Origin of the sequence: Oceanobacillus sp. FSL K6-0251, assembly GCF_038004725.1 — a bacterium.
In the GTDB taxonomy this organism is placed as follows: domain Bacteria; phylum Bacillota; class Bacilli; order Bacillales; family Amphibacillaceae; genus Oceanobacillus; species Oceanobacillus oncorhynchi.
In genome coordinates, this window is sequence record NZ_JBBORS010000001.1 from 2,690,995 (window position 1) to 2,707,565 (window position 16,571).

The window sequence follows — 16,571 nt, forward strand, 5'->3', positions numbered from 1 at the left end:
TGCGGATTTAATATAAGCACATTAAAAAGACATTTATAGAACATAAACCCGTTTAAATTTCTTGGTATTATTCTCATGAAATAGTCATAAAGACTTATTACATATTGTTCAACAACAACCGATAAAGTAATTAAGAAAGCCATTATCCATAAAGATGTCATTTTAAAAAAGAAGGAGTATGTTTTAATGAGTGTAGGAAAGAAATTGAATTTATCTTTTACTGTATTAATTGTTTTATTGGCTGTTTCTGTTGGAAGCAGCATCATGAATTTGAAAAACATTGAAAATGATGTAGGGGAGGCAATGGATTCACGCCTGGAGCAGCTTATATTAATTGAAAATATCCGCTATGATGTTGCGATGCAGGCGCTCCATACCCGTTCAATGATTTTAGAACCGGAGGAAGATATCCATAGAGAGAATCTTATAGCTGTCGCTGCAGACCTTGACGGCAATTTAGATGAATTACAAGGCTATTTAGCATCTGAGGAAATGAGATCATATTGGGATCAGGCTAATGCCCCGAATAATGATTTCAATGAGGCAATGCCAGATATTATAGCTGATGTGGAAAATGGGAATATCGAAGAGGCGACAGAAATCGTCAATACAACTGTACAGGATATCAATACTGCTATGCTTGATGCAGCTGAAGAAATGGAAATCTATCAAACTGGACAAATGGATAATATCGATAGCGAAATAAGCTCTGCCATTGTTACTGCCCAGGTTATTTCATTCGTTGTTCTGGGTGCAAGTATACTCATTGGTATTGGTTTAATGTTCTATGTTCGCCGTTCTATCACAGCCCCATTAGTAAGTGTCATGGATGTTGCAAGGAAATTTGGTGATGGTGATCTATCTGCAGAGGATATAGCTGTTAAATCTAAAGATGAACTAGGTCAGCTGGCTGCAATTTTCAATGCTTCTAAAAATAATACCCGGGACTTAATTATGCGTATTCAACACAATGCGGAACAGCTGGGTGCATCATCCGAAGAGCTTTCAGCAAGCGCTGAAGAAGCATCTGCAACAACGGAAGAAGTGACGAAGCAGGCTGCGGAGACTGCGGAAACTTCTCAAACTGCAGCACACGCCGCAAATGAAAGCTCCATTGCAATGGGAGAAACCGCTCAGGGTGTTCAGCGAATTGCTGAAGCTGCGCAGTCACTTCATGCTTCTTCCAGCGAAACAAGTGAAGCCGCACAAAATGGAACATTGGTTATCGGGGACGCTCAGCAGCAAATGAATCACATAAATGAATCTGCTTCTTCTGTCAATGATCTTGTGCTGAAACTGGCAAAACAAACCGAAGAAATTGAAAATATTACGAAGGTCATTACTGATATCACAGATCAAACCAATCTATTAGCATTAAATGCAGCGATTGAGGCAGCCCGTGCAGGTGAACAAGGAAAAGGTTTTTCAGTTGTAGCAGATGAAGTACGCAAGCTAGCTGAGCAATCCAAAAAATCAGCCAGCTCTATTAGTCTGTTAACCACAGAAATCAAAAATGATACAGAAAATGTGGAGAAAGCCATGCAAACTGCTTTACCTGCTGTTCAAAAAGGAGTAGAGGTTATTACTGAGGCCGGAACATCTTTTGAAGCGATTGTGACTGCTGTCCAAGGAATGACACACGAAATCCAGGAGGTTTCAGCAACCTCACAGGAGCTTTCAGCAAGCGCAGAACAAGTTTCTGCCTCCGTTACAGAAATTTCAACCGGATCACAGGTCATGTCTGGCAATATTGACACGATTGCCGCTTCAATGGAAGAACAATCTGCAACGATGAATGAAGTTGCCCATGTCGCCACCTCCTTAAGTGAAACTGCTCAAGGATTGCAGGAGGAGACACAGAAATTTAAAGTATAAGACAGAAAAACATCCGCATAAACGCTCAAGCGGATGTTTTTCTGCTGTTATAAGAATCTCTTTTCGGGAAAAAGGAAGCTGATATAGAAACCCGCTTCCCTTTTATATCGTTCTATGATGTTAAACGCACTTTCTGTTCCAGTCTATAACCTACATAGCTGACTAAATCGACAACACGTTTAGAGTAGCCCCATTCATTATCATACCAAGCAATAATCTTTAATTTATTATTATCCATCACCATCGTGGAGAGCCCATCAATGGTTGCAGAATAAGTGCTTGTAGTATAATCAATAGAAACCAGAGGTTCATCCGAATATTGAATAATCCCACGCATACTTCCTTCTGATGCTTGTTTGAATAAAGCATTCACTTCTTCTATCGTAACATCTTCTTCAATATCAATTACTAAATCTACCAATGATACATTAGGTGTTGGTACACGCAATGCCATTCCATGTAATTTACCTTTCGTCTGAGGCAGCACTTCTGCAAGCGCTTTAGCAGCCCCGGTCGTTGTCGGAATGATAGACTGCGTGCAGCTTCTTGCCCGGCGTAAATCTTTATGCGGATTATCAATATTCTTTTGATCATTTGTATATGCATGAACAGTCGTCATTAATCCGTTCTTTATCGTAAAGTGGTCATCAATTACTTTAACCACAGGAGCTAAACAATTGGTTGTACAAGATGCATTCGAGATAACATCATCTAATTCTGGATTGTAATCATTTTCATTTACACCAATAACAATTGTCTTATCCACTTCTTTTCCAGGAGCGGTGATGACTACTTTTTTTGCTCCAGCCTGCAGATGACGCCCAGCTGCCTCTTTTGTGTTAAATTTGCCAGTTGCTTCGATAACAACGTCAATTTCAAGGTCTTCCCATGGTAATTTTTCCGGTTCTCTGAAATTCACCAAAAGAACTTCCTTCCGGTTAACAATCAATTTATTCGGCAGCGCTTGCACTTCTCCATTAAAAGGACCATGGACACTATCATATTTAATTAAGTGAGCAAGCGTTTCTGAAGGATAGCTCGCATTAATGGCAACAACTTCTAAATGCTCCTCTTCCATTGCTTGACGAAAAACCATTCTACCAATTCGACCAAAACCTGTAATTGCAATACGCGTTTTTTCCATAAGCACTATCTTCCTCCCGAAAATGTTATACTTTTTATCTTTTGTTGTAATTAGTATAACACATATAAAAGAAAGTGTGTCATTAAATATTAAAATGTTTCACACATTTTTTGAATATCCTTTGTAAGGAACAGATGGATGACCATTTAAACAGGGGGATACATATTTTGACCATGACAAAGATTTTTTTATCTTCTTTTTTCCAGAACCATTTTCAGCATTTCTTTTTCTGATATAAAAAGACACTATCTGAACGGTGTAATTTACCGTTCAGATAGTGTCTTTTCACTCACCTATTCCATTACTTCCCATTTTTTCAGCAAATCAAATAATTGCTTCTTGCTTTCTTCCACGGAATGATTATTATCAATTACTTCATCAGCAAGCTTTGCCTTTTCTGCTAATGGCATCTGTGATTTAATCCGGTCCATTGCTTCCTGTTCACGAAGCTGATTTCTTTCCATTAAACGCTCTAACTGTGTTGCTTCATCTACAAACACGACGACTGTTTTATCCGCTAAAGAAGCCAGCTTGCCTTCAAACAGCAGCGGGATATCCAGCACAATGCATTTTTCTCCCTGCTCTGTGTACGTTTCTTTTTTCGCCAGCATCCGTTGGCGGACAGCCGGGTGAACAATTTGGTTTAATTGTTCTCTTTTTTCTTCATTTGAAAAAATAATAGATCCCAGCTTCGGGCGATCAATCGACCCATCTGCGCCTACTATGTCTTTGCCAAATACCTCGATAATCTTTTTATAAGATGCTTCTCCAGGCTCCACGACTTCTCTCGCTATCACATCCGCATCGATTACCGGGATATCTAATGCTGTAAACATTTTCGCTACCGTGCTTTTCCCGCTGGCAATGCCTCCGGTCAATCCAATCACTAAACTCATAAAACATTCACCTTTTTTTGCGGCTGGCAATGAAGACATAGATGCGTTCCCCGTCCGCCAACCTTCATTTTTATAATTTCTTCTCCGCAGGTTTTACATGGCTTCTTATCTTGACCGTAAACATATAAAACCTGTTGAAACATTCCCATATTCCCTTGGCTGTCTACGTAGCTTCGGATGGTCGTACCACCAGCTTTCACAGCTTCTTGAAGAGTTTCAATGGCTGCAGAACGAATAGCAGACGCTTCTTTTTTTGTCAGTTCATTGCATTTTGTTAACGGGTGGATCCCGGAACGGAATAACGTCTCGTCAACATAAATATTTCCAAGCCCCGTGACCAGATTTTGGTCCAAAAGCGCCGTTTTAATAAACCGGGAGGATTTTTTCAGCTTTTCGTAAAAATAATCCGTCGTAAATGCTTCTTCAAACGGCTCGGGGCCAAGCGCAGCTAAAGGAGCCTGCGTGAATTCACTCCCTTTGGCCAATAAATGCATGGTTCCAAACTTACGAACATCGTTATAACGCAATGTCTCTCCATTCTTTAAATGGAAGACAACATGCGTATGCTTTTCTATCTCTTCTCCCGGCTGATGCAAACTATATTTGCCTTCCATCCTTAAATGAGATACAAGAACATATTCATCTAGATAAAAAAGCAGAAACTTTCCTTTTCTTTTAATTTGTTGAAAGGTTTGTCCTTCCAGCAGATGCTTGAATACCTCTGCATCATCCGGCTGTTTTATTATATTTGCCCAAAGAACATCTGCTTTTTCAATCGTCTTTCCTTGAACAAGCAATTTTAACGTCTCTTTAATGGTTTCTACTTCTGGTAATTCCGGCATTTTCCCTTCCCCTTACTTCGCGTCAAACCAGCTTTCTCCATAAGAATAATCGACCTTGAGCGGAACAGAAATGTCAACCGTTTTTTCCATCATTTCTGGAACGATTTCCTTTAAGATTTCAATCTCGTCTTCCGGTGCTTCTAATATCAATTCATCATGGACCTGTAATAAAAGCTTGGCCTGCAGTTTTTCTTGTTTCATTCGATGGTCTAAATCAATCATTGCTTTTTTGATTACATCCGCTGCACTTCCCTGAATAGGTGTATTCATCGCTGTTCTTTCCGCAAAACTGCGTACATTAAAGTTCCTGCTCGTAATATCAGGCAAGTAACGGCGACGGTTCATCAGTGTGGATACATAGCCTTTTTGCTTTGCTTCAACAACAATGTCATCCATATATTCTTTAACGCTTGGATAGCTCTTAAAATACCGTTCGATGAATTGTTTCGCTTCTTTCCGAGTAATCCCTAAGTTCTGGGATAGTCCATAATCACTGATTCCATATACAATCCCAAAGTTGACAGCCTTTGCCTGCCGGCGCATACCCGAGGTGACTTCGTCTCTCTCGACATGAAATACATCCATTGCTGTCTGTGTATGAATATCTAAATCATTTTTAAAGGCAGCAATCAATTTCTCATCCCCTGCAATATGGGCAAGTACCCGTAATTCGATTTGCGAATAATCAGCAGCAAACATTTTCCAGCCTTCTCGAGATGGGACGAACGCCTGCCGTATCTTTCTGCCTTCCTCCAGACGGATAGGGATATTTTGCAAATTGGGATCAACTGAGCTCAATCTGCCTGTCTGTGTTAAAGCCTGATTAAAGCGTGTATGAATCTTATGCGTATCTTTACGGACCACCTTTTGCAAGCCTTCAATATAGGTTGATTGCAGCTTCCCTAACTGACGGTACAAAAGTAATTTAGGAATTATTTCGTGCTGATCTGCCAGCTGTTCCAAAACATCTGCTGCCGTAGAGTAACCAGTCTTCGTCTTCTTGATTACAGGAAGCCCTAAATCTTCAAATAACACCGGCCCGAGCTGCTTCGGTGAGTTCAGATTAAATTCCTTGCCAGCTAATTCATATACTTCTTTTTCTAAATTGCTGAGCCTTTCTTTTAAATCGTCTCCCATTTCTTTCAGCCGGTCCACATCTACTAAAACACCCTGATGCTCCATCTCAGCAAGAATCAAAGCAAGCGGCATTTCTAATTCCTTTAATAATTTCGCCTGTTCATTATCCTCTAATTCCTTCTCCATCGCCGGATATAATTCAAGCAGTACATTGGTTTTCCGGATCACATGCTCACTGAGAATTGCTTCTTCCGGAACCTTTTGTTTTGCGCCTTTTCCATAAACCTCTTCATCAAAGGATACGTCATATTTTCCTTTTCTGCTTGCAATAGCAGGTATATCATGACTGTTTTCAGCAGGATTGATTAAATAAGAAGCAAGCAGCGCATCAAACACTATGCCTTCTATTTGTATATCGTTCCGTAATAAGGCAACTTTTGTCCGCTTAGCATCAAATACAATTTTCTTTTTCTGAGGGTCCTCTGCCCATTTTTTGAAAATAGGCGAGTCCATCGCAACCGAAGTAGGTATGAAGCTTTTTTTATCGGCGTTGACAATGCCAATACCTTCTATTTGAGCTGTATGATAATTTTCACCCAACATCTCTATTACGAGTACATCTTCCTCTGAAAATAGATCTTCCGTTATTTCTTCCACTATGTCATATTGAATCTCTTTATGCTCTATCGCCTCTTCTTCCGTTTCGTCGGAGCCGGCAAGACGCGTCAACAGAGATTGGAAGCCTAAATCCATAAACATTTGACGGACGGAAGCGGCAGAGTAGCCTTCATAAATAACATCATCCAGACTAACCTCGATGGGCGAGTCCCGATTGATTGTTGCTAAATCTTTACTCATTAGCGCATCATCTTGGTGGTTTGTTAAATTTTCTTTAAGCTTTTTCCCGCTTACATCGTCCAGATTCTCGTAAACCTTCTCTAACGTATGAAATTGTGTTAACAGCTTCGTTGCTGTTTTTTCACCGACACCCGGCACTCCCGGGATATTGTCTGAACTGTCTCCCATCAGTCCTTTTAAATCAGTAATCTGTTCAGGCGTTACCTGCATTTTCTCAAGAAGATAAGACGGTGTATATTTTTCAATTTCACTGATTCCTTTTTTGGTTACACTGACCGTCACGTGATCCGAAACAAGCTGCAGTAAATCCTTGTCGCCAGAAATAACGGTTACTTCCCAGTCTTTATCATCTGCCTGTTTTGATAATGTGCCAATGATATCATCTGCTTCATACTGATCTAACTGGTAATGCCTGATGTCAAAAGCATCCAGCAGCTCTTTTAAGACTGGAAATTGTTCAGAAAGCTCTGAAGGTGTTTTTTGGCGTCCTCCTTTATACTCTTTATAGGTTTGATGGCGAAATGTTGTTTTCCCTGCATCGAAGGCCACGAGCATATGCGTTGGCTTCTCTTCCTCTAAAATACGGAGCAGCATCGTAGTAAATCCGTAAACGGCATTCGTATAGACGCCTTTTTCGTTATTCAATAATGGCAGAGCAAAAAAAGCACGATAAATAATACTGTTGCCATCCATTAGAATTAGCTTTTTGGTCATAATTCCGTCTCCTTTATCTATCAACTGTTTAAGTAACTTCATTTTATCATGTTTGGGGAAAACTTCATAATGCACACGTTCTTATTACATAGTTTTTCCAATCTGTACACATCGCATAACCAGTTAAACTCGTCTCTATATGACATCGATATCTTTCAGAACCAAAAGCGCAATGGTCTTCGGTGGGAAGATAAAGAGCAGCAATGTGGTCAGGTTAATGAATTTTATAAAAATTATATTTAATACAAGTAGATACCAATAAGACTAATCAGCGAAGGAGAATCATGGAGACTCCTGGCCGGCTAAGAACGGTCACGTCCTGTGACCAACGGCCGACCCTAGGACGCCCTGTCCATCGTGGGAAAGCACGGAGGGAAGCCCCCCGCAGAAAAAAAGCCATCACTATAACGCTAGTGATGACTTAATCTTTCGGAATATAAACGTGAATAGCAGTTCCTTTATTCACTTCGCTTTCTACAACAATCTCCCCTTGATGAACCTCTACAATATGCTTCACAATTGCAAGTCCAAGTCCTGTTCCTCCAGTATTCCGGCTTCTGTCCTTATCCATTCTGTAAAATCGTTCAAATACTCTTGGGATAGCCTTTTTTTCAATCCCGATTCCTGTATCTTCGATTGAAAACAACACTCGATTATTCTTTTCAGAGACGTTTAGACTAACGCTTCCGTCTGATGACGTATAATTAATTGCATTGTCTGCAAGGTTGATAATAACCTGTTTCAATTTTTCTGCATCTGCATACATATGAATATCAGCTGGAATAGATGTCGTAAAATGCAACTCTTTTTTCTCTGCTTTTTGTTCTAAAGACGGCAAAACCGCATCAATCATCTGTTTGACATTAAAATCTGCTTTTTGAAGTTGAAAATCTTCTCTTTCTAAACGGGAAAGCTCGAGCAGATCCTCTATAAGCAACTGTAATCGATGGCTTTCCTTAAAAATAATATCAATAAATTCTTCTGCTGCTTTTTCATCATGCTGTTTTTCCTTTAGCGTTTCCGCAAATCCCCGGATAGAAGTTATTGGTGTACGCAGCTCGTGAGAAACATTGGCAACAAAATCTTTGCGCATTTTTTCTAAACGCTTTAATTCCGTAATATCATATATAACCAGGACAGCACCCTTAATCATATTATGCTCATTAAAAATAGGAGCTGCAATCACTTCCATATAGTTTTTAGTCAGACCGCGCTTATTTTTAAATTGTTCTTTGACAGGCTCTTCATACAGAAATGTTTTTTGGACAACGTCGTGCATTGCCTCGTTTTCAAATACTTCATAATATAGATGACCGCGGTATTGTTTCTCTTTTCCTTGAAACATTTCCGTAAACCCTCGATTCACCAGATGAACGTATCCTTTTTCATCAATCAGCGCAAGCCCGTTTTTCATATTATCAATAATAGAAGTTAATTGCTCGGCATGCATTTGTTCCTGAATCGTAATTTCATTCATATTTCGTGCTAATTTATTGATATTTTTGCTTAACTGCTCCATTTCTTCACTATTACTGTTATTAAAACGGGCAGAATAATTTCCTTTAATCATTTCATTTACTGTTTTTGAAGCTTTATTAAGCGGTCTTGTGTATTTATTGTAGAATTGCATAAATATAATGGAAATCACTAAAAATTCCACTAAAATAATTGCTGCGATAAATATCCAGTTTCCTTGAGCTTGTACCATTAACCAGCCCGATAAAACCAGGACAATCGTGATACCTAGTATATTAGGAAACAAGGGTTTCGAAAATAATATTTGCATTTAAACCGGCTCCTCCAATTTATAACCTAATCCGCGGACTGTTTTAATATAAACAGGCTTTTTGGAATCAGGTTCAATTTTGTCCCGCAGATGACTCACATGAACATCTACAATTCTCGTATCTCCAACAAAATCATAATCCCACACACTGCTGAGTAATTGATCTCTGGAGATGACCTTTCCCTTATGTTTAGCCAAATAGTACAACAGTTCAAACTCTTTTCGTGTGAAAGTAATCAATTCTTCTTTCATTTCTGCTTCATAACGTTCCGGGTAAATCGTTAAATCCTTTATCCGTAGCGCTTGATAATGATTCTCGAGCGGACGCTGTGTTCTTCTGATAATTGCTTTCACACGGGCAATGACTTCTTTCGGGCTGAACGGCTTTGTCAGATAGTCATCTGCGCCAAGCTCCAGACCGAGGATTTTGTCTATTTCTTCATCTTTTGCGGTGAGCATTAATATCGGTGTATCAATATCATTCTTTCTTAACTTCCGGCATACTTCTATTCCATCCAGTTTTGGAAGCATTACATCTAAGATAATTAACTCATAGTTATCTGCAGCAGCTTTTTGATAGGCTTCTTCTCCATCGTATGCTACCTCTGTTGTGAATCCGGCATTTTCCATATTATATTTTAATAAAGTAACAATCGATTGCTCGTCATCCACAATTAGAATCTGTTTTCCCACTTAGAAAATCCCCCTTATTCATATATACGTTCTCTTAGACAAAAATTCCTTCTTTTAAAGCTCCCTTTTTTTGTTAAATGAAGATGTGAGAATGTATCTTTATATATTTTATTTTCTTTATTCTACCATTATTCACGTTCAACGCCTATTCCATAAGTAAATGTTAATAAAACTTAACAAAACTATCCAAATAAAAATAATGGTTTAAGAAAAACCTGAAGCAAGATGTGCTACAGGTTTTTGTGTGAGGGAGTTTTCTTTTGTTATACTTTTCCAACTAATGTTCTCGGCTGTTTATAAAACAGGAGGAACACAATAACAAGACTTAAAATAAAGGATGGAACCATATAGGATGAATTATATATTAATGAATAAAGCCACGCCGGCTGTCCTTCGACGGCTGAACCAAAGAAAACCATTCCGGCAATATAATGACAAATAAAACGAGCAGCTGATCCCAGAAATACACCTACGGATATATAGACAAAGGATTTCTTTACCCGCTTGTTTTTCATGCTTTCGATAACCTGCTTCGAAAACACTCCGGCAAGCCCTACTACCGTAAAAGCTAATCCATACTCAATGATTCCCTGTACGGGATGCAGGATATAAGCTGTACCAGTTGCCACCTGTAATATTCCCCAAAGGAAACCGGACAACAAACCTCCTTTCAGACCCCAGCGAAAGGCTACAATGAAGACAGGAATCATTGCAAAAGAAACGGAGCCTCCTTGCGGCCAAAGCTTAAATCCTAACGGTAAAATGTCCAGCAGTAATGCAAGTGCCGTAAAAATAGCTACTTCTACTAAAAATAATGTTTTATTCTTCAATCGTCTCTCCCCCATTTACATCGAACAATCTTTTTTTAGACAACAAAAAAGCAATGCCAAGGGAGTCTTCTTGATGGCGGTATTCTTTAAAAATACATTTTAAGAGAATACCTTAAACTCCACTCACACATTGCTTTTATATCCATCAAAAAGTCCACAATCCCTACGCCAGCGCTAACTGACAGGTTCAAAGGGTCAGAACATAGAAAATGTCCACTCTCAGCCAAAGGCTCCCCTTGCAGGCTTTTTATATTCACTTTTTTGTATAGGCTTAGTATAAATCACTTTCTAAAAAACCGCAATAGCCCCTGTTATTTTTCAACTTTCTTCGCTAATTCCAAAAATTCCTGCACATCCTGTTTACATATTTCGATGGTATTTTCCCAAAACTCAGGCTTGGACAAATCTACTTGCAAATGCTTTTCAGCAAGCTCTTCTACGGTCATTCTGCCGGTATCCCTTAATAAAGCAGTATATTTTGCTTCAAAATCTCCTTTATAATCCTTTGCATAAGCATAAATTCCCTGGCTGAATAAATAACCAAATGTATACGGGAAGTTATAAAATGGCACACCAGTAATATGAAAATGCAGCTTGGAAGCCCAGAAATGCGGATCATATTCGGACAGACTTCCGCAGTAAGCTTCCTTCTGTGCTTCCACCATAAGTTCATTTAACCGTTCCGTACTGACCATACCTTGCTTCCGTTCTTCATAGAATTGTTTCTCGAATAAAAAGCGTGCATGGATGTTCATGAAGAAAGCCACACTGCGCGATACTTTATCCTCTAACAACGTTAATTTTTCTTCATCTGTCGCCGCCATTTTCACCGATGCATCCGCTACAATCATTTCTGCAAAGGTCGAAGCAGTTTCCGCAACATTCATTGCATAGCCTTGATTCAAACCGTTCATATCGTTCATCACATACTGGTGATAGCCATGTCCCAACTCATGAGCCAGGGTAGCTATATTAGAAGGTGTTCCAGAGTACGTCATAAAAATACGAGTTTGTTCACTGAGCGGAAAGCTTGTACAGAAGCCCCCCGGACGTTTTCCTGCACGATCTTCCGCTTCAATCCAGCGTTTTTCAAACGCCATTTGTGCGAAATCCGCCATTTGGGGACTGAAGCCGCGGAATTGCTCTACAATAAAAGCAGCTCCTTCATCATAACTTTTCTTTTCCATTTTTGATTGAATCGGAGCATTCACATCGAAAATGCTTAATTTATCCAAATTTAACAGAGAAGCCTTTTGATGTAAGTAGTCTGCAAATAGGGATTTATGCTTTTCAATTGCTCCCCACATTGTATTTAATGTTTCTTCCTTCATTCGATTTTTTGCTAACGGCTCTTTTAAGACTTTGTCCCATCCATAATGTTTATAGGTCTGCAGGCGAAATCCAGCCAGGTGATTTAATGTCTGCCCAAATAAGTCCTCATTCGCTTTCCAGGCATCACTTATTCGCCGGTAAACATATTCTCTCTGCTCACGGTCAGGTGTCGACAGCTTATTAGCAGCCTGCCCAACAGAGTATTGTTGAACTTTTCCGTCCTCTTCTATATCAATTTTCATATTGCCGACTATTGTTTCATACATTTGGTTCCATGCATGGTACCCATCTATTGCTAAATCCCCGATTAAAATTTCTTCATTTTTAGATAATTGTTCACGTGCCCGCTCTCTTCTTTCTGTTAAAATAAATTGAAGCGGCTTTATCGCTTCCCTTTCCAGCAAGAGGTCCCAATTCGCTTCAGTCACTGCTCCCAGCTTCTGGTCGACTATTTTTGTTAACGCACTGTGCGCAGCCGCTATCTGCGCTCTTTTGGCAACATAGATATCTGCCTGTTTATCCGTTACATCCTGTGCACTTAAACAGCTGATAAACGCTCCCATCTCACGTAATTTTTTTGTAATAAGCTCGATTTGTTTTAAAACATGCTCCCAATCTTCTCCAAATCCGTTTGCTTCAAGATTATTTACGCTTTCGGTGACAGTCTCAATTTCTTCACTTAGCTCATTTACAAATTGACGAAGCGCTTCAGAATCGCTTTGCCCTGGAAAAATAACATCTAGATCCCATGTTGGTTGTAATTTTTGAGTCATCAGCTTCTCTCCCTTTTTTTATTCTATTATCTAATATTTAGTATAACGAAATTGTTAAAACAAAGCATTAAAAAAAAGCCTGTAAAGAAAATTTATTCTATTACAGGCATTTATTTCCCATCTATTTTTAAACAGCTATCTTATTTCTTTTTAGAAGACTTCTTTTTTTGTTTCTCCTTAGCCGCTTTTTTCCGCCTTATCCAAGCATTTAAAACCGCCGCAATGGTGAATATAGCAGATAATAGTTGTTCTATCAGGGTACTATCGATAAGCATCGGTGACTTATCTAATAGCACAAAAATTTGATTTGTTGCTGCGATAATCACGGCTATTATACTAATCATAGTACCTTTGTCCACTTTCTCCCCCTCCTTATACAACCCTATATATTATTATTGCAAAAACAAGGTTTTAGGAACGGCAGAAACCTTTAGAAGTTTCATTATCTATTTACTTGGGTATCATACATATATGCATTTAAAATATTTTTAATTAAAGATACTTGACTTTCTTTATTTATTATTTTACACTTTGTAACAGAAAGTAAGTAACTAATTATTTAGGAGGAATCGTAAATGGCAAAAGTAAACTGGAATTTAGACACAGCGCATAGTGAAGTAGGATTTTCTGTAAAGCATATGATGATTTCAAAAGCAAAAGGAACCTTCGATAATTTTGATGCAAAAATCGTTGCAGATGCAGAAGATTTAACCGATGCAGAAATTGAATTAAACATTGATGTGGAAAGCATCAACACTCGTAACAAAGACCGTGACGACCACCTTCGTTCTGCTGATTTCTTTGACGCAGAAAATTACCCTAAAATCACTTTCGTTGCAACAGATATCAAAAAATCTGGGAATAACTACGAAGTAACTGGTGATTTAACATTAAAAGGAACAACTAAACCGGTCACTTTGGATGTTGTTTTTGAAGGTCAAAGTAAAGATCCAATGAGCGGAAGCATTGTTGCAGGCTTCAGCGGTTCAACAAGCATCAACCGTAAAGAATTCGGTTTAACATGGAATGCTTCTCTCGAAACTGGCGGAGTTCTGGTAGGAGAAGAAGTAAAAATCAACTTTGAATTAGAATTACAAAAGGCTGAATAATATCACTAGCCTTTCCATCATAAAACAGCAAGCCCCTGATTTTACGCTGAGCAGTAAAATCAGGGGTTTTTTGCCTGAAAAAGAGAAGCATCGCGACTCGTATAAACAGCGACCGTCATCACTCCTTCTTCAGCCCTTGCTTGAATCAGCACCGGACGGTTATATTTATTACGGAACGCAAAATCCGGCCCCCACCAGCTCACTGTAGCATCTCTGCCCTTCGGAACATAAGGGACCTCTCTGCTGTGTGCATAGCGTTCGGTTATTTCAATGCCTTGCAGATCCACCGCATTAAATAATGTTGAGGATACCTGGCAAATCCCTCCGCCAATATCTTCACTAAACTCCCCTTTTACGATTACCGGAGCCGGCAGGTAACCTCTTTCTCTTGTCCGCTCTCCCACGATTTCATTAAAGGAAAAATGCTCACCGGGAAAGATCACTGTATTATTGATTGCATCTGCAGCCAATTCAATATTGCGTGTTCTTTCAGTATTCCCTTTTTTAAACCTTGTCGTAAAACGATTTAACTCTTTCTCCTTTAATTCTTTTAAAAGGTCTTCATTCACGCGTGCCGGAATCATTTGTTTTGGTACTTGTAGCCGGTTTTTCCCTGCCCCGCCATAATAAGCTTCGTTAATCAGAGTATGAAATTGGTTTACGTCCAGGGTAAATCCTTGTTTTTCTTTGATAATTTCTCCATTTTTATCTATATAAGCATTTTCCGGTTTTTTATAGACCTGCTCCTGCATATATTTTGTTAACCCTTGAATCTCATTCCAATCCAATAACGCTTCATCCATTTCAAATATATACGGCTTTAAATCGATAAGCCAAGAATCATCCTGTTCATCATAAAGTTCCATAACAGCAGCATTCGTTGTATGAGGAAATATAAGAAATAAAAATAGCAATAAAAGTACAATCGTTCGCATCATGACACACCCCTTAAGACTTAGTATGTTTGGGATGCTTTATTTCTATACAGTGAATAAGCTAGGATTTACTGTTACGCGGTGGAGAGTATTCCTTGTTAAAAAGCAAAAAAATTGCCGGGAGATTATCCCGGCAATTTTTAAAAGCTTATCTAAAGTCCCTGTTGTCTTCTAAATATTCACTTGCAACACGGTAGCCTACCAGGGCTGTCAGAGCAAGTAGAACGTAACATAATAAATTCTTCATATCGCTTACCTCCTGTGGAGTAATTTATCAAATACAACTTCAATTCGAATGTTATTTGGTTATTAGAATGGACGGAATTTACCTTTTTTAAGTAATGTTTTAGCACCGCCGACTAAGAATAGAGAACGGTCATCAACAACTTTTTTCATTGCTGCCGCTGCTTTACCGCTTAGTTTTTTACCATCAAGCACGTTTCCGATACCATCAGATAAGCCAAGAGATGCAACTGTTCCTTTGTTAGAGAAAACAAAGTCAGTAATCACTTCATCACGAATCAATGCAACAATGTTATCTGCTGCTTTCGCGCCTTCTTGTACAGCCAGCTGACCAGTTGGAGGGAATGGTTTTCCAGTTTCCGGATCCATTGTCCATGAGCAGTCTCCAAGGATAAAGATATTTTCTTCTCCTTCTGGACGTAAATCTAATCCAACATTTACTTTTCCTTTGAATAATTCAAATCCGGATTCAGCCAATACCGGGTTACCCATTACGCCGCCTGTCCATACAACTGTACCAGCTTTGATTAATTCGTTATCTTCGCCGACAACAAATCCGTCTTCTGTACATTCTTTGATGGCAGTACCAATACGGAATTCTACGCCACGATTTTCTAAGGACTGTTTTCCGTAAGAAACTAAATCTTCATCAAACATAGGTAAAATAGATGGCATTGCCTCTACGTTAATAATTTTTGCTTTGCTGCGATCGATATCGTATTTTTTACATAGCTCAGGTACTTTGTCTGCAAGCTCACCAACAAATTCAATCCCTGTGAATCCGCCGCCGCCGACAACGATGGTAAGCTGCTCGTCACGTTTTTCTTCGCTTGAAGAATACTGAGCAAACTGATATTCAATGTGCTCTGCAATTAATCGGCTGGAATCAATATCTGTGATTGCATAAGCATTCTCTTCCATACCCGGAATGCCAAATGAGTTGGATACAAATCCAAGTGCAAATACAAGATAGTCATAAGCCACTTCGCTGTTTTCAAGAACAACGCGTTTTTCCTCACGCTTCACTTCCGTAACGGTATCGTAAATTAAACGTACACGCTTAGGGTTAACTACATCTGTTAGCATAAAACGTGCCTGATTCGGGGTAATCGTACCCGCTGCTACTTCATGTAACCATGTACTTTCATAATGGTAATTATGTTTGTTGATTAACACAATCTCAGCTTCTTCAGGAGACAGCTGTTGAGTTAAACGTCTTGTTGCAACTAATCCAGCATAGCCTGCACCAAGAACGACTACTTTTGGTTTACTCATAATTCATCTTCCATCCTTTCTATCTTCCACAAATAAAATGTAATGTAATTTCGAACTATCACGTTTAATAGTCACTGCATCTATTATAATATCAAATTTTGCGGGATTAGGCTAATTTTCATTATAATTTCTTTAGAAAACTTAGCGAAACTTGTTTTATCAAAGAACCCGCATGATATATATGCTTAT

General features: G+C 39.0%; 13 protein-coding genes and 1 riboswitch. Of the genes, 2 read left to right on the forward strand and 11 right to left on the reverse strand.

Annotated features, from left to right (window positions below; genetic code table 11):
- The first annotated feature begins 186 nt into the window (after positions 1-186).
- Positions 187-1,875 (forward strand): methyl-accepting chemotaxis protein, encoded by a 1,689-nt coding sequence (locus tag MKY45_RS13550; protein ID WP_256704773.1) that lies wholly within the window; start codon positions 187-189, stop codon positions 1,873-1,875.
- A 112-nt stretch (positions 1,876-1,987) separates the two neighbouring features.
- Here MKY45_RS13550 and MKY45_RS13555 read toward each other — a convergent pair whose 3' ends face one another.
- The 9 genes from MKY45_RS13555 to MKY45_RS13595 form a co-directional block, all read right to left on the reverse strand.
- Entirely contained in the window at positions 1,988-3,019 is a 1,032-nt protein-coding gene (locus MKY45_RS13555) for a glyceraldehyde-3-phosphate dehydrogenase (protein ID WP_193064821.1), read from the reverse strand.
- A 293-nt stretch (positions 3,020-3,312) separates the two neighbouring features.
- On the reverse strand, positions 3,313-3,915 hold the full coding sequence (gene coaE / locus MKY45_RS13560; RefSeq protein ID WP_042534512.1) for a dephospho-CoA kinase: 603 nt from the start codon (positions 3,913-3,915) through the stop codon (positions 3,313-3,315).
- A complete protein-coding gene (gene mutM, locus MKY45_RS13565; RefSeq protein WP_341173016.1) occupies positions 3,912-4,757 on the reverse strand; it encodes a DNA-formamidopyrimidine glycosylase in 846 nt (281 codons plus the stop codon). The genes coaE and mutM overlap by 4 nt, the downstream gene beginning before the upstream one ends.
- Positions 4,758-4,769: 12 nt before the next feature.
- The gene (polA, locus tag MKY45_RS13570) at positions 4,770-7,406 is read right to left on the reverse strand and encodes a DNA polymerase I (RefSeq protein ID WP_042534516.1); all 2,637 of its coding nucleotides are present in this window, start codon (positions 7,404-7,406) and stop codon (positions 4,770-4,772) included.
- Positions 7,407-7,827: 421 nt separating this feature from the next.
- Positions 7,828-9,192 (reverse strand): two-component system histidine kinase PnpS, encoded by a 1,365-nt coding sequence (gene pnpS / locus MKY45_RS13575; RefSeq protein WP_042534518.1) that lies wholly within the window; start codon positions 9,190-9,192, stop codon positions 7,828-7,830.
- On the reverse strand, positions 9,193-9,885 hold the full coding sequence (locus MKY45_RS13580; RefSeq protein ID WP_042534520.1) for a response regulator transcription factor: 693 nt from the start codon (positions 9,883-9,885) through the stop codon (positions 9,193-9,195).
- A gap of 263 nt (positions 9,886-10,148) precedes the next feature.
- The gene (thiT, locus tag MKY45_RS13585) at positions 10,149-10,715 is read right to left on the reverse strand and encodes an energy-coupled thiamine transporter ThiT (RefSeq protein ID WP_374705718.1); all 567 of its coding nucleotides are present in this window, start codon (positions 10,713-10,715) and stop codon (positions 10,149-10,151) included.
- 142 nt (positions 10,716-10,857) lie between these two features.
- A riboswitch (TPP riboswitch) is annotated at positions 10,858-10,962 on the reverse strand.
- Between the two features lie 64 nt (positions 10,963-11,026).
- Complete coding sequence (locus tag MKY45_RS13590; RefSeq protein WP_341173017.1) at positions 11,027-12,820, reverse strand: M3 family oligoendopeptidase; 1,794 nt, start codon at positions 12,818-12,820, stop codon at positions 11,027-11,029.
- Positions 12,821-12,960: 140 nt separating this feature from the next.
- Positions 12,961-13,179, reverse strand: a complete 219-nt coding sequence (locus MKY45_RS13595; RefSeq protein ID WP_042534526.1) for a phage holin — start codon at positions 13,177-13,179, stop codon at positions 12,961-12,963.
- 216 nt (positions 13,180-13,395) lie between these two features.
- Between MKY45_RS13595 and MKY45_RS13600 the strand changes: the two genes are divergently transcribed.
- Positions 13,396-13,929 (forward strand): YceI family protein, encoded by a 534-nt coding sequence (locus MKY45_RS13600; RefSeq protein ID WP_042534528.1) that lies wholly within the window; start codon positions 13,396-13,398, stop codon positions 13,927-13,929.
- Positions 13,930-13,988: 59 nt separating this feature from the next.
- Here the strand turns inward: MKY45_RS13600 and MKY45_RS13605 are convergent, their stop codons facing one another.
- Together MKY45_RS13605 and MKY45_RS13610 are read right to left on the reverse strand one after the other, a co-directional pair.
- Entirely contained in the window at positions 13,989-14,867 is an 879-nt protein-coding gene (locus MKY45_RS13605) for a VanW family protein (RefSeq protein WP_052485086.1), read from the reverse strand.
- Between the two features lie 306 nt (positions 14,868-15,173).
- Positions 15,174-16,382 carry an NAD(P)/FAD-dependent oxidoreductase gene (locus MKY45_RS13610; protein ID WP_042534532.1) on the reverse strand — a complete coding sequence of 403 codons (1,209 nt, stop codon included), beginning with the start codon at positions 16,380-16,382 and terminating at the stop codon, positions 15,174-15,176.
- Between the last annotated feature and the right edge of the window lie 189 nt (positions 16,383-16,571).